This window comes from Rhizobium sp. BK196, assembly GCF_014193255.1.
Lineage (GTDB): Bacteria > Pseudomonadota > Alphaproteobacteria > Rhizobiales > Rhizobiaceae > Rhizobium.
The window spans coordinates 1203610-1221903 of sequence record NZ_JACHZB010000001.1 but is presented as its reverse complement, the minus strand read 5'-3'; the positions used below and the strand labels follow the sequence as shown (position 1 = coordinate 1221903).

The 18294-nt window shown below is 60.2% G+C and carries 19 protein-coding genes and 2 pseudogenes; 9 read left to right on the top strand and 12 right to left on the bottom strand.

Features of this window, described 5'->3' with window-relative positions:
• Positions 1–12: 12 nt before the first annotated feature.
• On the top strand, positions 13–837 hold the full coding sequence (locus FHT78_RS06315) for a glycoside hydrolase family 16 protein (RefSeq protein ID WP_183741661.1): 825 nt from the start codon (positions 13–15) through the stop codon (positions 835–837).
• 3 nt (positions 838–840) lie between these two features.
• On the opposite strand, the gene FHT78_RS06310 is transcribed toward FHT78_RS06315, so the two are convergent.
• Positions 841–1722 (bottom strand): LysR family transcriptional regulator, encoded by an 882-nt coding sequence (locus FHT78_RS06310; RefSeq protein ID WP_183741659.1) that lies wholly within the window; start codon positions 1720–1722, stop codon positions 841–843.
• A gap of 99 nt (positions 1723–1821) precedes the next feature.
• On the opposite strand from FHT78_RS06310, the gene FHT78_RS06305 reads away from it, so the two are divergent.
• The 5 genes and pseudogenes from FHT78_RS06305 to ppk2 all read left to right on the top strand — a co-directional run bounded on the left by FHT78_RS06305 (position 1822) and on the right by ppk2 (position 6957).
• Positions 1822–2601 carry an SDR family oxidoreductase gene (locus FHT78_RS06305; RefSeq protein WP_183741870.1) on the top strand — a complete coding sequence of 260 codons (780 nt, stop codon included), beginning with the start codon at positions 1822–1824 and terminating at the stop codon, positions 2599–2601.
• Positions 2602–2612: 11 nt separating this feature from the next.
• Positions 2613–3315, top strand: a pseudogene (locus tag FHT78_RS06300) (ribonuclease activity regulator RraA).
• Positions 3312–4238, top strand: coding sequence for a dihydrodipicolinate synthase family protein (locus FHT78_RS06295; protein ID WP_183741657.1), 927 nt, complete (start codon positions 3312–3314; stop codon positions 4236–4238). The pseudogene FHT78_RS06300 and the gene FHT78_RS06295 overlap by 4 nt, the downstream one beginning before the upstream one ends.
• A 371-nt stretch (positions 4239–4609) precedes the next feature.
• The gene (gene murA / locus FHT78_RS06290; protein ID WP_348644710.1) at positions 4610–5923 is read left to right on the top strand and encodes a UDP-N-acetylglucosamine 1-carboxyvinyltransferase; all 1314 of its coding nucleotides are present in this window, start codon (positions 4610–4612) and stop codon (positions 5921–5923) included.
• A 125-nt stretch (positions 5924–6048) separates the two neighbouring features.
• Positions 6049–6957, top strand: a complete 909-nt coding sequence (gene ppk2 / locus FHT78_RS06285; RefSeq protein WP_183741654.1) for a polyphosphate kinase 2 — start codon at positions 6049–6051, stop codon at positions 6955–6957.
• A 64-nt stretch (positions 6958–7021) separates the two neighbouring features.
• Here ppk2 and FHT78_RS06280 read toward each other — a convergent pair whose 3' ends face one another.
• The 4 genes from FHT78_RS06280 to FHT78_RS06265 form a co-directional block, all read right to left on the bottom strand.
• Entirely contained in the window at positions 7022–7864 is an 843-nt protein-coding gene (locus FHT78_RS06280) for an ABC transporter permease subunit (protein ID WP_183741652.1), read from the bottom strand.
• Positions 7865–7867: 3 nt separating this feature from the next.
• On the bottom strand, positions 7868–8752 hold the full coding sequence (locus FHT78_RS06275) for an ABC transporter permease subunit (RefSeq protein WP_183741650.1): 885 nt from the start codon (positions 8750–8752) through the stop codon (positions 7868–7870).
• Positions 8749–9855, bottom strand: a complete 1107-nt coding sequence (locus FHT78_RS06270) for an ABC transporter ATP-binding protein (protein WP_183741648.1) — start codon at positions 9853–9855, stop codon at positions 8749–8751. The genes FHT78_RS06275 and FHT78_RS06270 overlap by 4 nt, the downstream gene beginning before the upstream one ends.
• Before the next feature lie 72 nt (positions 9856–9927).
• Positions 9928–11103, bottom strand: a complete 1176-nt coding sequence (locus tag FHT78_RS06265; protein ID WP_183741646.1) for an extracellular solute-binding protein — start codon at positions 11101–11103, stop codon at positions 9928–9930.
• Between the two features lie 238 nt (positions 11104–11341).
• Here FHT78_RS06265 and FHT78_RS06260 point away from each other — a divergent pair, with 238 nt between their 5' ends.
• Positions 11342–12064, top strand: a complete 723-nt coding sequence (locus FHT78_RS06260) for a GntR family transcriptional regulator (RefSeq protein WP_183741644.1) — start codon at positions 11342–11344, stop codon at positions 12062–12064.
• 25 nt (positions 12065–12089) lie between these two features.
• Positions 12090–13277, top strand: a complete 1188-nt coding sequence (gene uxuA, locus FHT78_RS06255) for a mannonate dehydratase (protein ID WP_183741642.1) — start codon at positions 12090–12092, stop codon at positions 13275–13277.
• Positions 13278–13279: 2 nt separating this feature from the next.
• On the opposite strand, the gene FHT78_RS29610 is transcribed toward uxuA, so the two are convergent.
• From FHT78_RS29610 to FHT78_RS06230, 5 genes are all read right to left on the bottom strand, one after another.
• Positions 13280–13402, bottom strand: a complete 123-nt coding sequence (locus tag FHT78_RS29610) for a hypothetical protein (RefSeq protein ID WP_281412830.1) — start codon at positions 13400–13402, stop codon at positions 13280–13282.
• Between the two features lie 61 nt (positions 13403–13463).
• Positions 13464–13619 carry a hypothetical protein gene (locus tag FHT78_RS06245; RefSeq protein WP_246715103.1) on the bottom strand — a complete coding sequence of 52 codons (156 nt, stop codon included), beginning with the start codon at positions 13617–13619 and terminating at the stop codon, positions 13464–13466.
• A gap of 194 nt (positions 13620–13813) precedes the next feature.
• Positions 13814–14182 (bottom strand): response regulator, encoded by a 369-nt coding sequence (locus FHT78_RS06240; protein ID WP_183741638.1) that lies wholly within the window; start codon positions 14180–14182, stop codon positions 13814–13816.
• A gap of 91 nt (positions 14183–14273) precedes the next feature.
• Positions 14274–14921 (bottom strand): response regulator transcription factor, encoded by a 648-nt coding sequence (locus FHT78_RS06235; protein WP_183741636.1) that lies wholly within the window; start codon positions 14919–14921, stop codon positions 14274–14276.
• Positions 14908–16497 carry an ATP-binding protein gene (locus FHT78_RS06230; protein WP_183741634.1) on the bottom strand — a complete coding sequence of 530 codons (1590 nt, stop codon included), beginning with the start codon at positions 16495–16497 and terminating at the stop codon, positions 14908–14910. The genes FHT78_RS06235 and FHT78_RS06230 overlap by 14 nt, the downstream gene beginning before the upstream one ends.
• 570 nt (positions 16498–17067) lie before the next feature.
• Here FHT78_RS06230 and FHT78_RS06225 point away from each other — a divergent pair.
• A complete protein-coding gene (locus tag FHT78_RS06225; RefSeq protein WP_246715101.1) occupies positions 17068–17256 on the top strand; it encodes a GMC oxidoreductase in 189 nt (62 codons plus the stop codon).
• Between the two features lie 54 nt (positions 17257–17310).
• Here the strand turns inward: FHT78_RS06225 and FHT78_RS06220 are convergent, their stop codons facing one another.
• Both FHT78_RS06220 and FHT78_RS06215 read right to left on the bottom strand, forming a co-directional pair.
• Complete coding sequence (locus FHT78_RS06220; protein ID WP_183741632.1) at positions 17311–17781, bottom strand: cupin domain-containing protein; 471 nt, start codon at positions 17779–17781, stop codon at positions 17311–17313.
• A 217-nt stretch (positions 17782–17998) separates the two neighbouring features.
• A pseudogene (locus FHT78_RS06215) lies at positions 17999–18160 on the bottom strand (hydroxypyruvate isomerase); the annotation flags it as partial.
• Positions 18161–18294: the final 134 nt, after the last annotated feature.

Sequence of the window (18294 nt, the reverse complement as noted above, 5' to 3'; positions counted from 1 at the left end):
GGAGGGAGCACAATGCGTCACGCTAAATTTGCCGGAAGATTTGCGCTTCTGATCGTCATCGGTCTTTTCGGCCCGCCAGGCCCCCGGCCCAGTGAGGCCGAAGAGCCACTCAATCTCGATGATTTCCAGCTGACCTTTGCCGAAGACTTCAACACACTTGACGTTTCGGCCTGGGGTGAAAAGGGATCGCGCTGGATCGCGCATACACCGTGGAATGGCGATTTCGGCGACGCCCAGTTTACCGACCCAATGGACGGTTTCCCTTTTACGGTCAATGATGGCATCTTGCGGATCGAGGCTCGCAAGGATGCGGATGGCAAGTGGCGCTCCGGTCTGCTCGCCTCCACCAATCCGAAAGGCGAGGGCTTTTCGCAGAAGTTCGGTTATTTTGAAGCGCGCATGAAGCTGCCGCCCGGCAAGGGCGTCTGGCCAGCTTTCTGGCTGATCGGCCTCGACCGGTCCAAATTCACCTCGGAAATCGACGTGATCGAATATTACGGTCGTGCGCCCGGCGAGTTCAGCATGGGCTACCATGTCTGGCGCCCGAGCAACCAGCACACGACGGATGGCCATCTGACGAATGTGCCCGAAGGCTCGCTCAGCAGCGACTACCACACTTTTGGCGTCGATATCGGCCCGCAGAAATCGACCTTCTATCGGGACCGCAGCCCGATCTGGAGCTTCGATACGCCGCCGGAATTCCAGATGCCCTTTTACCCGCTGGTCAATCTTGCCCTCGGCTCAGGCTGGCCGATCGATGAAACGCCGAACCCCTCCTATCTGCTGGTCGATTATATCCATGTCTATCAGCGCAAGAGCCTGATTTCCGGGGAATGACTGTCAGGACCGGTGGCCTGCCTGCGAGCGTTTCAGCGCATCAAGGACGATGCCGGTCAGCCGGCGCGACGGCGAACTGCGCGGCCAGAGAATGCCGACCTCGCGGGGCGGGAAGGGGAGCGGCAGTTCCAGGACAGCGACATTGAGGCCTTCCGGCCAGGGTCTTGCCCAGTCCGGCACAAGCGAGACGCCGAGCCCGTTGGCGACCATGACGGAGATTGCTTCCAGAGAGTCGAGTTCCAGACGCTCGGCGGGCTTCAGGCCCTGTTTCTGAAGATACTCATCGGCAAGGCGGCCGCCCCAGTTGTTCCGGTCGTAGCGGATGAAGGGGCGGGTCATCAGGAGATCGTGCGGGTCCGCGTCACTGCAATCGCCGGGCGCGATGAGGACAAGACGTTCGGTTCGCAGAAGCTCCCATTCCAATGTCTTTGGTATCGGAAATGGCGGCTTTACGATGATCGCCGCGTCAATGTCCCTGTCCACCAGCCGCTGATAAAGATCGGTGGAGGCACCGGGCAACAGGAACACTTCCACAAGCGGCATGCTGGCAAAGACCTCGTGCAGTGCGGCTGGCAACAGCCCGGTCAATGCCGTGGTGATCGCTCCGAGGCGTAGTTCGCCGGAGGGAAGGCCGGCATTGGCGAGGCTGCGCAGATCGCGGACCTCTGCCAGTATCCTGCGGCTCTTTTCGATGATGGCATGGCCCGTATCGGTGGGTCGAACGCGACGCCCGACGCGGGTTAAGAGCGGCACACCGACATCATCTTCCAGTGCCTGCATGCGTTGGGCGACCGCGGCTGGCGTAATGCCGAGGCGCCGGGAGGCTTCAGCCAGCGACCCAAGCTCGGTAACCAGCAGGAAAGTATCGAGAAAACGCGTTTCCATAAGAATAGAATTCCTATCTTCTGAAAGCATAAAAAGCGAGATTTTTCTTCTTTCCGTGATCGCCATAATGCGTGCGAAACCGGAGTATCTGCCTTGGATATGCAATTGGACGGAAAGACCGCATTGGTATTCGGCGCGGGTGGTGGACTGGGCGGCGCTATTGCCCGCTCGCTGGCTTCGGAGGGCGTTCGCGTCGCCGCTGCGGATATCGATGACGTTGCGGCTGCAAAGACGGCGGATGGCATCGTTTCCGCGGGAGGGCAAGCGATCTCCATCGGCTGGGATATTGCCGATCTCTCCGTCATCGACGCAAGGCTCGCTGCGATCGCGAAAGCCTTCGGACCTGTCGATATTCTCGTCAACAATACGGGTGGCCCGCCGCCAACGCCGGCGTCCGGCCAGACGGCGGAAACCTGGTCGAAATATTTCGACATGATGGTTCGCTCGGTGATTTCGGTGACGGATGCCGTGTTACCCGGCATGAAAAAGCGCGGCTGGGGTCGGGTCATCACCTCCACGTCGTCAGGCGTCGTGGCGCCGATTCCCAATCTAGGCATCTCCAACAGCCTGCGCCTGGCGCTTGTCGGCTGGTCGAAGACGCTCGCGCGCGAAATCGGCCGCGACGGGATCACGGCCAATATCGTTCTGCCGGGCCGTATTGCGACCGGTCGGATCACTTTCCTCGATGAGCAGAAGGCCAAGCGCGAAAACCGGCCGGTGGAAGAGGTAACGGCGGAAAGCACCGCTTCCATTCCTGTCGGGCGTTACGGGCGGCCGCAGGAATATGGCGATACCGTAGCTTTTCTGGCGAGCCAGCGTGCATCCTACATCACTGGCTCCGTCATCCGCATCGACGGTGGCCTCATCCAGAGCATATGAAGGTACGATCCATGTCTCTCAATCCGTCAATCATCGAAACCCTGAAAAGCGTCTCCACGGCGACGCTGACTACCGTGCTTCTGAAGAAGGGGCTCAGGAACGTCTGGATGCGTGATAGCAGGCCGCTAAAGGCGGCCAGGAGCGGGTTGTCGGCCCGGCCTTCACGCTGCGTTTCGTGCCGGCGCGCGAGGATCTGGCGACGCCCGAAAGCTGGGCTTCGCCGATCTCCACACGAGCGGCGATCGAGGATATGCCGGAAGGGTGTATCGCCGTGGTCGATGCCATGGGCGTGCAGGATGCCGGCATCTTCGGCGATATCCTTTGTGCCCGGATGATGAAACGCAAGGTCGCGGCCTTGGTCAGCGATGGTGTGGTGCGCGATCTCGAGGGCGTGCTCGCAAGCGGGCTGCCTATATGGTGCGACGGCATGGCGGCGCCGCCTTCCGTTGCCGGGCTGACTTTCGTCGGCTGGCAGCAGCCGATCGCCTGCGGCGGCGTTGCGGTTTTCCCCGGCGACATCGTTGTTGCCGACAAGGATGGCGCCGTGCTCATCCCGGCCGCTCTCTTGGATACCGTGCTTGCCGAAGCACCGGAACAGGAACGCGTGGAAGTTGGATCATGGGTGAAATCGGCCGGGGCGTACCGCTGCCCGGTCTCTATCCCATGAATGCTGAAACGAAGGCACGCTATCAGGCGTGGAAGGATGCACAATGAGCTTCGGGACTGACGCTAAGGGCGTCTACGCTATCGCAACCACGCCATTCCTGCCTGATGGTAGTCTCGATACGCCGTCGATCGACCGGCTGACCGAGTTTTATCAGGACAGCGGCGTTACAGGCATGACAATCCTCGGCATCATGGGCGAGGCACCGAAACTGGAGCCTGTGGAATCGCGAGCTATCATCCGCCAGGTGGTTGGCCGTTCAAAAGTGCCGGTCGTTGTCGGTGTCTCCGCACCCGGCTTTGCAGCCATGCGTTCGCTCGCCCGTGATGCGATGGACATGGGGGCTGCCGGCGTGATGATCGCTCCGACACCGCTGCTTCGCACCGATGAGCAGATCGTCCAGTATTTCGCACAGGCTGTCGACGCTGTTGGGGCCGACGTTCCGTGGGTGCTGCAGGATTATCCACTGACGCTGACAGTCGTGATGTCCTCGGGCGTGATTGCCAAGATCATTTCCGATCATCCCTCCTGCCTCATGCTCAAGCATGAGGACTGGCCGGGATTGGAGAAGATCTCGAAGCTGCGGGCAATGCAAAAGGCGGGCGATCTCCGCCCCTTCTCGATCCTCTGCGGCAATGGCGGAATGTTCCTCGATTTCGAGCCGGAGCGTGGTGCTGACGGCGCTATGACCGGCTACGGTTTCCCAGACATGCTGGTCGAACTGATCAATCTGTTTGCCGCGGGAAAACGCGACGAGGCGCATGATCTCTTCGATGCCCATCTGCCGCTGATCCGCTACGAGCAGCAGCTGGGTGTCGGCCTTGCCGTCCGCAAGCATGTCCTCATGCGCCGGGGCGTCATTACTTCGGATGCGCAGCGCAAGCCCGGAAGCGCGCTCAGCGCCACAGCGCGGGCTGAGGTCGATTATCTCCTGCGCCGTCTTGCGCGGCTTGATCCGCGCGCAGTTTTCTGAGGGAGCTGGCACGCCGCGACATAGAAGGGTTCCCTGTCAGAATGCCAGTCCAGCTTCTATCCGCATACGGTGGCAACGATGTTGCCGGTGGCCTGAAGTCCGGTCCGCCTGACCGCGGCAATCGCCTATGAGGGAAAGTGCCGTTCAGGACGACGTTCAGCCCCTTCAGCAGCGATTCTCCCGCCGATTGACTCTTCTGCGAACTGCGACCGGCAGCGCCGCCTAACGGGCTTTATTCTGTGGACTTGCATCTGGCAGTTCAGACAGGGCAACGTTTAAAACAGTCGCACTCCTCAATGGGTGACACCTCGATGTCACAATGACAACGCAGATATCCTCCCAAGAAATCGAATCGAACAAGGATGACCAGAGTGGCACAGGCACAGCCGCATGAGCGGATTCAATACATTGTTGAAGGCGGCCATCGTCTTGCCGGCGAGATCCAACCGAGCGGCAACAAGAACGCTGCCCTGCCGATCATCGCCGCCTCGCTGCTGACCGATAAACTCGTGCATTTGACAAATGTGCCGCGCATCCGCGATGTCGAAGCACTGGTCGAGCTGATCCAATCTGTCGGCGCCAAGGCACGCTGGCTCGGCCGCAACGAACTTCAGATCGAAGCAAGCGACCTGAAGCCGGCCGATCTCGATCCCGGCCTCTGCGCACGTATTCGCGCGTCCATCCTGCTTGCCGGCCCGATGCTGGCGCGCTGTGGTGAAATCACCTTGCCGCCGCCGGGCGGTGATGTCATCGGCCGCCGCCGCGTCGATACTCACTTCCTTGCATTGGAGCAGCTTGGCGCCGAGATCAGTGTCAACGGCTCCTACAGCTTTCGCGCAAAGTATTTGCGTGGTGCGGACGTGTTCCTCGACGAACCCTCAGTCACGGCGACTGAAAACGCGCTCTGTGCGGCTGTCGCTGCCGAAGGCAAGACGATCCTGCGCAACTGCGCATCCGAACCGCATGTTCAGGATCTCGCGCATTTCCTCATCGCGATGGGCGCGAAAATCGAGGGTATCGGAACCAATACGATGACCATCCACGGTGGCCAGCCATTTGGCAGCACGTCGCACCGTGTCGGGCCTGACCACAACGAGGTCGGTTCGTTGATCGGCCTGGCTGCCGTCACCGGTTCCGAGATCGTTATCCGCCGAGCGGGCGTGGAGCATCTGCGTTCGACACTGATGACCTTCGAGCGTCTCGGCATCCGCTGCCGTATCGAAGGCGATGATGTCGTGGTGCCGGCAGGGCAGGAGATGAAGATCCAGCCGGATTTCGGCGGGCATATTCCAAAGATCGAGGATCAACCCTGGCCCGCATTCCCCGCTGATACGATGTCGATTGCCATCGTCACCGCCTCGCAATGCGACGGCGTGGTGCTGATGTTCGAGAAGATGTTCGAAAGCCGAATGTTCTTCGTCGACAAGCTGATCGCGATGGGCGCCCGCATCGTGCTCTGCGACCCGCATCGTGCGATCGTCGCCGGTCCTTCCAAGCTTCGCGCCGCGCAGGTGGAGAGCCCCGATATCCGAGCCGGCATGGCGATGCTGATCGCCGCGATGTGCGCTGAGGGTACTAGCGCCATCAACAATGCTCAGCAGATTGAACGCGGCTATGAGCGGATCGAAGAACGCCTGAATGCACTCGGCGCGCGCATCACCCGCGTGCCGCCGCGCGAGGCTTGAGCCGTTCTATCGGCTTCAGACGCTGCGATTTTGCGTTTTGCCAAAGCAAATTTTCGATCGTCGCAACTCTGTCATATAGCTATGGCGAGAACGTGCTTTATCGAGCAGATTGAAGGGAGCGTGCCATGATCGAAAACACTCAGCTCGACCGTATCAAGAACGAGATTGCCGACAGCTTCGATGAGGAGCTGGAAATGCAGATGGAGGAGGACCGACTCGACGAGCTTGTTGCCGAAGGGATGTCCGGCCCCGCGGAACAGACGCTCGACCGCAAGCTCTATTTCCGCGAACTCTTCCGCCTGCAGCATGAGCTCGTCCGCCTTCAGGACTGGGTTCAGTACAAGAAGCTCAAGGTCGTCGTGCTTTTCGAGGGCCGCGACTCCGCCGGCAAGGGCGGTGCGATCAAGCGCGTGACTCAACGTCTCAATCCGCGCGTCTGCCGCGTCGTGGCGCTTCCGGCACCAACCGAACGCGAGCGGAATCAGTGGTATTTCCAACGCTATACGCCGCACCTGCCGTCGGCAGGCGAAATGGTGCTCTTCGACCGCAGCTGGTACAATCGTGCAGGTGTCGAGCGCGTCATGGGCTTCTGCACAAAGGACGAACTTGAAGAGTTCTTTCGCTCCGTGCCGGAATTCGAGCGCATGCTGGTTCGTTCCGGCATCATTCTCATCAAGTACTGGTTCTCGATTACCGACGAGGAGCAGGAATTCCGCTTCAACATGCGCATTCACGATCCCTTGAAGCAGTGGAAGCTGTCGCCGATGGACCTTCAGAGCCGTGTCCACTGGGAAGAGTATACCAAGGCCAAGGAAGAGATGCTGGACCGCACTCATATTCCTGAAGCTCCGTGGTGGGTCGTCCAGGCCGTGGACAAGAAGCGGGCACGCCTCAACTGCATCGCACATCTCCTCACCCAGGTTCCTTATGAGGACGTTCCGAAGGAAGCAATCGTGCTGCCCGAGCGCGTGCGTCACGACGATTATCACCGCGTCCCGGTTCCGCCGGAAATGCATGTTCCGGAAGTTTATTGATTAAAGAGGCTGCTGCTGGGTTCCGGCAGCAGCATCCGCAAGGGGCCTTCCCGGTTGGAGGGCCTCAATGGGCCGATTGCTGTTTGGCGCGAGCGACGATCTGTGTCGGATTGACGAATTGCAGCGCAATGACAAGCCAGAAGAGTGTCGTCACCATATAGACCACTGCCATCGCGTCGATCGACTGGCCGGCGCGCACCCCTGAAGCAAAGACAGCATAGTAGAGTGAAACGACGAGCGTCTGGGTCTGCGGTCCTGCGATCAGGAAGGTCAGCTCGAACATGGCAAGCGTGCGCACCAGAACGAGCAGAAGTGCTGCCAGCATGCCGGGGAGCAGCAGCGGCAACAGGATACGGATAAAGAGGCTGGTGGTGCCGGCGCCGAAGACACGGGCGGCTGCCTCGATGCGCGGGTCGATCTGCTCGATGAAGGGGATCATGACCAGCACGACGAAGGGAAAGGACGGCACGAGGTTGATCAGCACCACGCCCCAGAAGGTACCGCCGAGGCCGAGCTGGTACAGCACGGTCGCCAGCGGAATGCCATAGGTGAGCGGCGGGATCAGCAACGGCAGCAGGAAGAGCAGGATGATGGCGCGCTTACCGGGAAAGTCGCGCCGCGCGAGTGCGTAGGCGGTCATCACGCCGAGGATGCCTGAAATGATGACGACGACGAAGACCATCTCGAAAGTGACGATTAGAACGTTGGAGAGCTGAAACTCACTCCAGGCGCTGAAATACCAGCGGTCGGTCCAGCCGCGCGGCAGCCAGGTGCCGAGCCAGCGCGTCGCAAAGGAATTGAGGATGACGGCTGCGATGACCGCCAGCAGATTGAGGACGAAAAGGGTGGCAAGCGCCCAGACGGCGATGCGCCAGATCTTCGAGGTAAGGCCCTGGTCACGGATCATGGCTCAACCTTTCGTGCCGCCGGCCGGGCCGCGGTAGAAGAAGGAACGTGCGCCAAGAACGGCGACGACAACAATGAGCTCGACCATGCCCATGATCAGGGCGATCGCCGTGCCGTAGGAATGGTCGTATTGCTCGAAGGCGGCCTGATAGGCGGCAATTGAGATGACGCGCGTCGGGCCGGCCGGCGCGCCGAGCAGGACGGCCGAGGGGAAGACTGCAAAAGCCTGGACGAAGGACAAGCAGAAGGTCACGGCAAGGCCGGGTACCAGGAGCGGCAGGAACACGCGTATGAAGCGCTGCCGCGGATTGGCGCCGAGGGTTGCTGCGGCCTGTTCGATCGCCGGGTCGATGCCAGTAATGTAGGAGAGCGTCAGCAGGAAGGCGAAGGGGAAGCCGGTGATCAGCAGGGAGGCGAAAACGCCCCAGTAGTTGTTGGTGAGCTTGATCGGCGATTCCAGAATTCCGAAGAGGATGAGCGTCTGATTGAACCAGCCGCGCGGGCCGAGATAGGTCAAAAGGCCATCGGCGACGAAGACCGTGCCGAGAGTGATCGGCAGCACGAGGATCGTCGTCAGCAGCCGCTGGCGGCGCATCAGGCGGACACGGAAGGCGACGGGGATTGCGAAGGCCAGGTTGACGATCGTCACCGGCAAGGCAAGCCACATCGTGTTGGCGATGGTGCCATATTGGAACTGATCGGAGAAGAACTTCGTGTAGTTCTCGTACCAGACGCCGCCATCCTTCGGCATCAGCGAATCCGCAACGCCGTAGACGAAGGGGTAGATGAAGAGGGCGATCATGAAGATCAGCCCAGGCAACACAAGCAATGTTGTGCCATCAAGGCCTTGAACGGCAAGCCGGGTTTTCAGTGAGGGACCGCCGTTCATGCGGGCACCCCTTTGAAGACAAGCGAGCGGCCTGCGACCGGCTGCAGAGTGGTGGCAGAGCCGCGTGGCAGCGCATCATCGGAGCGGAAATATAGCTCCGATCCCTCCGCTGAGCGGGCCATGCCGAAGAAGGCACGGCCGCGATATTCGGTGCTCGCGACAATGACGGGAATGCCGCTACCGTCGGTGGCAACCAGATCTTCCGGGCGCACGGAAAGCATTGCGGCATCGCCGACCCTCAATGTATCGCGCATGGTGCCGGTCAGCCGCGCGCCAGCGGCTTCGATTTCTGCTTCGTCGCCGGAAACGGAGACGACGCGGCCGGGAATGCGGGTGCGGAAGCCCATGAAATCAGCGACGTTGAGGTTGACCGGGCGCTGGTAGAGATCCTGAGGTGTGCCGATCTGCTGGATATGGCCCTGGCTCATGACAACGATGCGGTCGGCAAGCGACAGAGCTTCGTCCTGGTCGTGGGTGACGTAGATGGTCGTCGAGCCGATCTGGTCATGGATGCCGCGGATTTCGGCGCGCATTTCCAGGCGCAGCTTGGCGTCGAGGTTGGAGAGCGGCTCGTCCATCAGGACAATCGGCGGGCGGATGACAATGGCGCGGGCAATGGCCACTCGCTGCTGCTGGCCGCCTGAGAGCTGGCCGGGCAGTTTGTCTGCCTGGCTTTCGAGGCGCACGAGCGCCAATGCATCGATGACGCGCTTGTCGGCCTCTGCACCACGAATGCCCTGCATCGCAAGGCCGAAGCCGACATTCTTGCGCACGCTCATGTGTGGGAAGAGGGCATAGCTCTGGAAGACCATGCCGAAGCCGCGCTTTTCCGGCTCCAATTGGTCGATGCGATTGCCGCCGAGGCGGATTTCGCCGCCGGACAGGCCAAGCAGGCCGGCGATGCAGTTCAGCGCCGTGGACTTGCCGCAGCCGGAAGGGCCGAGAAGTGCAATGAATTCGCCAGGTTCAACGGTGAGATCGATCCCATCGAGGGCATTATAAGCGCCGAAGGACCGCTTGATGCCATCAAGCTCAAGGCGCGCACTTTTCCGCGATGACGCTGCTGCTGCGTTTTGAACCGGCAAAGTCAATGCAATCTCCATTTATCGGCAATCATGGCCGTTAGAAATCCGGCGCCGAGATACCCGGCGCCGGTTCAATTCGATCACCAACAATCAACCCTTCTTGGCGCCGATCTTCTCGTCCCAGATGCGGAAGGCCTGGACGAGTTGCTTGGGCTCGAGCGGCACTTCCAACGGGTTGCCGGCGATCCAGTCGGCATATTCCGGCCGGCCGAATTCCTTGATGGTTTCCTGGCTTTCTGCAGGCGCCATCTCGAGAGCGACGTCCTTTACCGCCGGACCTGGGTAGAAGTAGCCGGCATCATAGGCGATTGCTTGCTGCTGCGGCTGATAGATGAAGTTCAGCACGTCCAGCAGAACGCCGACCTTCTCATCGGAGACGCCCTTTGGGATCGCCGCATAATGCGCATCGGTGACCCAGTGGAAGCCTTCGAGCTTGCCGACCTTGGCTTCCTCAGGAACGATGCCGAGGGCACGAGGGTTGATGTCCCAACCGGTCGTCGTGGCGACGATGTCGCGCGTACCTTCGCCGAGTTCCTTGAAGACCACGGCGGTGCCGGTCGGGTAGTATTCGATGTTTTCGCCGAGCGCGGCCAGATATTCCCAGGTCTTGGACCAGCCGTTGACCGGGTCGCGCGGATTGCTGTCGCCGAGCAGGTAGGGCAGGCCCATCAGCAGCGTGCGGCCCGGGCCTGAGTTTGCAGGGCGGGCATAGAGGAACTTGTTCTTGTTCTGCTTCGTCCAGTCGAGCAGTTCCTGCGCCGACTTCGGCGGGGTCGCTACCTTGTCCGGCATATATTCAATCAGCGGGCCGGACGGGTAATAGGTGATGACGACACCCTGGTCCTTGGCAAGTGCCTGCATCTTGAATGCCTGTGGCTGCAGGATGCTTTCAAGATTTGGAAGGGCGGACTTCTTGCTGGACAGGTCGACCCAGAGACCCTGGTCGACACCGGCCGAAAGCGCGTCGGTGCCGGTCAGCACGAGATCGATATCGACCTTGCCGGCAGCCTGCTGGGCCTGGATCTTGGCCGGCAGTTCCGGAGCAGGCGCCTTGGTGAAGGAAAAGCTGGCGACGAATTCGGGCTTTGCCTTGGCGTAGTTCTCGAACATGCCTTGCGTCAGCGCCAAGTTGCCGGCGACATCGACGATGGTGATGGTTACCGGGCTTGCCGGCGCTTTTGCCTGAGCGAAAGCGCGAAGCGGCAGCATTCCGGCCGCGGCGACGCCGGCAGCTCCGCCGACGAAGGTTCTGCGTGTGATCTTCATTCCGTCCTCCTCCTCCTTTGCGCGGTGCCGGCCTTTGCCCCGAGCGCCGCTCGTTTGCATCGCGATGCACGTCTCATGCCTCGATGCCCCGGTTTTCCGGCGCATCCGAATGCTCGCAGCTCGAAGCGTTCCTCCGGGTGCAGCGCCATGCCGGCGTTCTCCTCCGCGGCATGGCTTGGCAACAGAATTCAATTGATATACTAGTATGCACGAAAGTGTCAACGTCTTGAGATCATGCATGCGGCAGGCCTCCGACTCTGAAATCCTTGCCTTTCCGGCGCCGCGCGATGCCGGCGGAAAGATCCGCCGCGTGACGACGGCGGCGGCGATCCACGAGCGGCTGCATGCCGATATTGTGTCGCTGAAAATCCCGCCGGGCACGGCGTTGCAGGAAAAGCGGATCGCCGAGGATTTCGGTGTGAGCCGCACGCCGGTGCGTGAGGCGTTGTTGAGACTCTCCGAAGGTGGGCTCGTCGACATCTATCCGCAGTCCGGCACGGTGGTTTCGCGCGTGCCCGTTTCGGCCATCCCGGAAGCAGTCGTTGTGCGCAAGGCGCTCGAGGGAACGACGGTCGAGACGGCCGCGAAAATTGGCACGGAGGGCGATATAGCGCGGCTCGATGCGATCATCGCCCGGCAGAAGACGCATGCAGCCCTCGGCAATGCCTCGGGCTTTCATGAAGAGGATGAAGCCTTTCACGAAGCGATCGCGCAGATTGCCGGTTATCCCGGTATCTGGACCATTCTCAAGGCCGTGAAGGTTCAGATCGACCGGGCGCGGCGCCTGACGCTGCCGGTACTCGGGCGCATGGACAATGTCGTGCGCGAACACATGGTGATACGCGACGCTATCGCGGCGCACGATATCGCCGCAGCGCGCGAAGCCATGGTTCATCACTTAAGCGCCGTCATACCCGACGTGGCGGAGCTGCGCTCGCAGTTTCCGGACTACTTCTGCTAAGAAAACGAGAGAGGAGACAGACGAAATGCGGCAAGGTTGGAGATGGTTCGGGCCGGAGGCACCTGTCACGCTGGACGAGGTGCGCCAGACAGGTGCAACGAACATTGTTTCGTCGCTGCATCAGGTGCCGATCGGCCGCGCCTGGACCAAGGCGGAAGTACGAGAGCGTCAGTCGCTGATCGAAACCACGCCGGCAGGCCGTTCGCAACTGACCTGGAGCGTCGTCGAAAGCATCCCGATCCCTGATGCCGTTAAGCGCAAGGGCGGGGAAGCGAAAGCCGAAATCGAGGCCTGGATTGCCAGCCTCGAAGCTGTCGCCGCCTGTGGCATTCCGATCGTTTGCTATAATTTCATGCCCGTCGTCGACTGGACCCGCACCGATCTCGACTATGTAACGCCGACCGGCGCCACGGCAATGCGTTTCGATCATGAGCGTTTTGCCGCCTTCGAATTGTTCGTTCTGCAGCGGCCGAGCGCTGCAGCCGAATATTCCGACGAGGATAGGGCACGGGCGAAAGTCGTCTATGAAAGCATGACGGAAGCGGAAATCGCCGAGCTTACTCGCATTATCACTTCGGCTCTACCAGGCTCCACGACCGAGCCGCTGACCATTCCGGCATTCCGCGAAAAGCTCATCGCATATGAAGGCATCGATGCGAAGAAGCTTCGCCAGCATCTCGTCGAATTCCTCGAAGCCGTCGTGCCTGTCGCGGAAGCGCGTGGCGTAAAGCTGACGTTGCATCCGGACGATCCGCCGCGCTCGCTTTTCGGCCTGCCGCGCATCGCATCGACGGCTGAAGATTATGCAGCGCTGTTCGATGCCGTGCCGGCGGCCGCAAACGGCATGTGCTATTGCACCGGCAGCCTCGGCGTACGCGCCGACAACGATCTGCCGACGATTGCGCGGCGTTTCGCCTCGCGCATCTACTTCGCGCACCTCCGCGCCACGACCCGCGAAGGCGACGGACGTACCTTCCATGAAAGCGCACATCTCGAAGGTGACGTGAACATGGTTGCCGTGCTGAAGGAATTGGTTGCCGAAGACCGCCGCCGCAGCGCCGACCAGTCGATCGTCTTCCGCTCGGATCATGGCCACCGCATGCTCGACGACCTGCAGAAGAATGTCACGCCCGGCTATCCCGCAATCGGGCGCCTTCGCGGCCTTGCCGAGCTGCGCGGCATTCTGCACGCGCTCGACGCGCCGCCGGCCTGATTTCAGATCCGGCTTGCCGTCGAAAGCTGCCGCAGCGCTTCGACGGCCCGTCCGGCATCGACGGCAGGTACGAAAATCTTGTCAGCGGCCTGCGAGGGACGTTTGCCGTATTTTCTGAGAGCCATGGATCGGCAAATGCGCTGACCGGCGGGGAGGGAACCCGGTTAGCGCCAGAAGAGGGGACGATCAGAAATGGTTCCGGCCGATTTCGTCCGGGCGGCGTGGCGCAGCAACGCGGACCGGCTGGTATTCGTAGATCGGATTCTCCGGTCCCAGGCGCAGAAGCGCGCAGTGAAACTTGTAATTCGCCCCGGCCACGATGTTGGAGAAGATCACGTCCATCAGTATGTTCTTCCCGACGCTGATAAAAATCGGGCGCTTGAGCTTTATCATAGCTCACCTCGCTTTTCTATCCAGTGTGCTGGATGTTTCGAGGTTGACTGTAGTATTTAATGCTTCCATCCTGAATTATACATAAGTGTATAATTCGAATTGATCGGGTGGCGAAAGAAATACTCAGCCGACACGATTAAGCCTTATGGCTTTAGAGCCAATTCCAGATAGTTGATGAGGGAATCGAATTCGACCGGCTTGCCCAGAAAGGCCAGCGCACCGCCTTCAATGGCGGCCATGCGGGTCCTCTCATCACGATAGGAGGTCATGAAGATCATCGGCGGCTTTTCAGGTTCGCGGTTGAGGATCTCCTGCAGTTCGATGCCGCTAAGTCCAGGCATCTTGACATCGACCAGCATGCAGTCGATTGCCGCCCTGTCGTCAAAGGCGAGAAACTCTTCCGCAGAGGCAAAAAGCTTGCTCTGGTAGCCGCAGGACTGGATCAGATCGTCAAGCGCCTCCCGGATGGCTTGGTCATCGTCGACGACCGCGATTGTGGATATATGTGACACGAGATTGGTAGCCTTGCTTATTCTTGCATTCCGTTGACTTATATTATGGCTGGGAACCGTGTCGCGGTACCATACAAGGGTCTAGGTTTCGCTATCTGCCTTCCAGCATTTCCGCCTTGCGCACCAGATCGGCCACCGAACGGACCTGCATCTTGCGCATCACGTTGCCACGATGCAGCTTCACAGTAATCTCGCTGATGCCGAGGTCATAGGCGATTTGCTTGTTCATCAGACCCTTGACGACGGCGGCCATCACTTCCCGCTCGCGGGGTGTCAGCGTATCGACAAGTGAGGCGACGGCATCGCTTGCCGCCATTTCCCGTCGGCGGGTCATGTCCTTTTCGATCGCGACGCCGACGGCATCGATGATATCCTGGTCACGGAAAGGCTTGGTGAGGAAATCGACAGCGCCGGCCTTCATCGCGCGCACGCTCATCGGAATATCGCCGAAACCGGTCATGAAGACGATCGGCATCCTGCTGCCGATCCGCTCGAGATGAAGCTGGAAATCCAACCCACTCAGGCCTGGCAGGCGCACATCGAGGAGGATGCAGCCCGGCCGGCGCAGGTCTGCGGTATCGAGAAAGGCGGTTGTGGTCGCGAAGGAGGCGGCGTCCATCTGGACCGACCGGAAAAGATCGACAAGCGACTCGCGGATGGATTCGTCGTCATCGACGACATAGACGATCGGTGATGCGGACTGCGAGGCTGCCTTCGATGCGGCGCTAGTGTCTTTCATGGTCGTCCTCGATAGGTATGATCATTTCGAAGATGGCGCCCCCTTCAGGATGATTGCCGGCAATCAATTGGCCGCCTCTGGCTTCCAGTGTGCTGCGGCAGATGGAGAGCCCCATGCCCATTCCGGAGGGCTTGGTCGTGAAGAAAGGGGTGAAAAGCTTCGCCATGGACTCCTCGCTGATGCCGGGGCCGAAATCCCTGACGGAGAGGGTGACGAATATATCATCCTTCCTAGCGAGCGAGATCAGAATCTTGCGCCGGTCGATAGCCGTTTCGCGCATGGCCTGCACCGCATTGGTTACAAGGTTGATGAGCACCTGTTGTAGTTCGATGCGGATCGCTTTCACCGTGAGCGGCTCTTCGGCCGGGATCACGTCAAAGTCGACCATGTCGCGCTGGAAGTCGTGCTCCATCAGGGCGCCCGTTTCCTCTATCAGCGTTTCGAGATCGACCTGTTCGGGCGTGCGATCTGTCTGTGTCAGCATCGAGCGGGTATTGTGGATGATTTCGCTTGCCCGCTGGCTGTCGCGGATGATGCGCTCGGCCGAACGCCGCACGGCAGCAAGGTCCGGTGGCTCGCGATTCAACCATCTGAGCAGCGTCTGGGCGTTGACGACGATGGCGCCGAGCGGTTGGTTGAGCTCATGGGCGAGCGATGCGGAAAGTGTGCCGACGGTTGCTGCGCGTGAGGCCAGGGCCAGTTCATCCTGAGCCTCGCGAATGGCTTTCTGCATCATTTCCCGCTGGGTGATATCCACCATGCCGACAACCACGCGGTTGAAGGCAGTGGGATCTTCCGGAAAACTCATGCTCATGATGACGAGCCTGGTCTCACCGTTTTCCGCGACCAGATTGCCCTTACCCTCGAAATGCCGTTCCCCACAGAAGATGGCATTCATGAGGTCCAGAAAGGTATCGTCATCGGGAGCGATGTAGCGCCGCATCGTGAGCGCCGGCGGGCCGTCACCTACGTGGCCGAGCAGTTCCAGCGCTGCGTCGTTGGAGGCGATCGTTCGAATGAGGCCTGTGCAGGTGGCGATAATGCCTGGATTGGTGCGGTAATATTCTTTGAGATCGGCCACGCCTTCGGCTTTCAAGGACATCAGGAAGGCGCGCACCGCAGAATAATCCCGTTCCCATAGGGCGATACGGCTGTGCTCGAAGATGTAGCGATAGCGTGTTTCGCTGTCGCGCAGATGCAGGTTGGCTTCGATCAGCCCCGCGCGCGCCGCCTCGTTCCGGAGAATGAGGGCGCAGGTGATGGTGATGGCGGCGAGAGAAACCGCCAGTCGCAACTGGGCTGGAATGTCCTCATCGAGACCATGCGAGTAGAAATAGGCAAAGACGGTAAGGGCGGCACAGACAACGGCCAGGAGCGTGGTGCCCATTCTCGTCAGCATTTCTGCCGACAGCAGGAGCACGATGACATAGAGAACGGCGATGGCGCTTTCGATCTCCGTGAAGGCATCGACATAGAGCACGGCGGCGCCGAGCACCAGTGCGATCAGGCCAAGCGTGATCTCATGCGAGAGCGTTCCCCGGCGATTGACGAGTTTCGATACAATAGATGGTCCCATACCCCCTCGCTATTGGTTCCGGTCTTCTACCCATACCGGCTGGTGTGCGCCACCTTAACGGCGTGTTTATTGGCGCAAAACTATACCAAAGTGTTGGAAGCTTAGGCGAATTGTCTCTACGCTTGAAAAGGAAAGACCGTCCCGGGCGGCGGGACGGTCTCTGGCGGATGGGAGGATCCGCGGGGCTTCGGCGGAGGGGAGCGCCTGCCCGAGGGTGGCAGGGGCGATGCCACCAGCCTGGAACCATCGATGGTCGGGTCGGTTCCGAGCTACGACTACAGGTTAAATCCAAACGTCCTGCGACATAACTATACTTACGTTTTGGTCCGGCCATACGAACGGCTGGTCGGGTTTCCTGAACGAACAGCTCTGAAGCTTCCCTGCGTGTGGAATAAAACCGCCATCTCATTTTGAGATGGCCGCATCGAATAAACCTATTTGTCACAATAGTTTCGCCACGGCGTAGTCTTGGGAGGGAAAACATTTTTAGGACATTGCTGTTGAATATGTGCGCTTTGGCCAGACCGGCCTGGAATGCCGCCTTCAGCATAGGCCCAGACGGATGAGGAGTTGCTCAGCTATTTCCGCGGCAATTCCGGTTCGATCTATCACCTTTGCGGATCGGCTGCGATGGGTCCGGATGCCACGACGTCGGTGGTCGATGCGTCGCCGAAGGTGCATGGGATAAGTGGGCTGCGGATCGTCGATGCCTCGATCTTTCCGAACATCACGGCAGGTAATATCAATGCGCGACGATGATGGTGGGGGAGAAGGGCGCGGCGGCGATCCTCGCCGCAGCCTGAAAGCTGACACTTAATGCCGATGGATCGGGTCGATCCAGGGCACGTCTTCGGGTTTCTCGATCGGTTCGATATCGAGATTCACGACAACCGGTTCCTGGCCTGAGCGCATGACTACGCATTCCAGCGTCTCGTCGCGGTTGGCGTTGATTTCCTGATGCGGCACGAAGGGCGGCACGTAGATGAAATCGCCGGGGCCGGCTTCGGCGGTGAATTCCAGGTTTTCGCCCCAGCGCATACGGGCCTTGCCTTTCACCACGTAGATGATGCTTTCGAGATCGCCGTGGTGATGGGCACCGGTCTTGGCGTTGGCGTTAATCGTTACCGTGCCGGCCCAGATCTTTTCGGCGCCGGCACGCGCGTTGTCGATGGCGGTTGCTCGGTTCATGCCCGGGGTCTGCGCCGTATTCGGATCAAGCGCATTGCCGGGGATGACCTTCACGCCATGTTCGCGCCAGTCGATATGCTTGTGATCGTCGCTCATGCCGCTCCTCCTGCTTTCGAACTCAATCTAGGCAAGGGGGGACCGGTGGCCAAGGGGCGCCTCTCGGATTCGTTGCCGGCAATGGCCCGCTTCCCTTGGGGCGGACAGCAGCGGGCGGAACATCCTCAGGCATTTGTTGGAGCGATGAAGCGATGTCGGAGTAGCATGTGCCGTCGCGAGGGTCGGGATTGAGAACGGCGGAAATAATGCTCTTAACGGTATCGAGAACAGCGATCATCGGCTCGGCGACGAGGTTTGTCGTCAGACGCCTGAACTCGACGGCCTTGAGGCCGGCGGCATCGGCGCGGCGGATGCGATCGGCGAAATGAGCGCCTTCCTCGGCAGACAGCCATTCAATGCAAGCTGAATAAAGACGCATGAAAACTCCTCCACTATGCCTGCAGGCATGGGACAGATCGCGACCTGCGGCAAGAGGGATCAGCTAACGGCACGGATGATTTTCCGCCACGGCTTGACGGGCAGAACCAATGCCGGAAGAGTTGGCGGATCGGC

Excerpts from the sequence above, each read along its gene's own strand:
- FHT78_RS06315 (WP_183741661.1), top strand. The coding sequence starts at position 13 with ATGCGTCACGCTAAATTTGCCGGAAGATTTGCGCTTCTGATCGTCATC.
- FHT78_RS06310 (WP_183741659.1), bottom strand. The coding sequence starts at position 1,722 with ATGGAAACGCGTTTTCTCGATACTTTCCTGCTGGTTACCGAGCTTGGG.
- FHT78_RS06305 (WP_183741870.1), top strand. The coding sequence starts at position 1,822 with ATGCAATTGGACGGAAAGACCGCATTGGTATTCGGCGCGGGTGGTGGA.
- FHT78_RS06295 (WP_183741657.1), top strand. The coding sequence starts at position 3,312 with ATGAGCTTCGGGACTGACGCTAAGGGCGTCTACGCTATCGCAACCACG.
- ppk2 (WP_183741654.1), top strand. The coding sequence starts at position 6,049 with ATGATCGAAAACACTCAGCTCGACCGTATCAAGAACGAGATTGCCGAC.
- FHT78_RS06280 (WP_183741652.1), bottom strand. The coding sequence starts at position 7,864 with ATGATCCGTGACCAGGGCCTTACCTCGAAGATCTGGCGCATCGCCGTC.
- FHT78_RS06275 (WP_183741650.1), bottom strand. The coding sequence starts at position 8,752 with ATGAACGGCGGTCCCTCACTGAAAACCCGGCTTGCCGTTCAAGGCCTT.
- FHT78_RS06270 (WP_183741648.1), bottom strand. The coding sequence starts at position 9,855 with ATGGAGATTGCATTGACTTTGCCGGTTCAAAACGCAGCAGCAGCGTCA.
- FHT78_RS06265 (WP_183741646.1), bottom strand. The coding sequence starts at position 11,103 with ATGAAGATCACACGCAGAACCTTCGTCGGCGGAGCTGCCGGCGTCGCC.
- FHT78_RS06260 (WP_183741644.1), top strand. The coding sequence starts at position 11,342 with ATGCGGCAGGCCTCCGACTCTGAAATCCTTGCCTTTCCGGCGCCGCGC.
- uxuA (WP_183741642.1), top strand. The coding sequence starts at position 12,090 with ATGCGGCAAGGTTGGAGATGGTTCGGGCCGGAGGCACCTGTCACGCTG.
- FHT78_RS29610 (WP_281412830.1), bottom strand. The coding sequence starts at position 13,402 with ATGGCTCTCAGAAAATACGGCAAACGTCCCTCGCAGGCCGCTGACAAG.
- FHT78_RS06245 (WP_246715103.1), bottom strand. The coding sequence starts at position 13,619 with ATGGACGTGATCTTCTCCAACATCGTGGCCGGGGCGAATTACAAGTTT.
- FHT78_RS06235 (WP_183741636.1), bottom strand. The coding sequence starts at position 14,921 with ATGAAAGACACTAGCGCCGCATCGAAGGCAGCCTCGCAGTCCGCATCA.
- FHT78_RS06230 (WP_183741634.1), bottom strand. The coding sequence starts at position 16,497 with ATGGGACCATCTATTGTATCGAAACTCGTCAATCGCCGGGGAACGCTC.
- FHT78_RS06220 (WP_183741632.1), bottom strand. The coding sequence starts at position 17,781 with ATGAGCGACGATCACAAGCATATCGACTGGCGCGAACATGGCGTGAAG.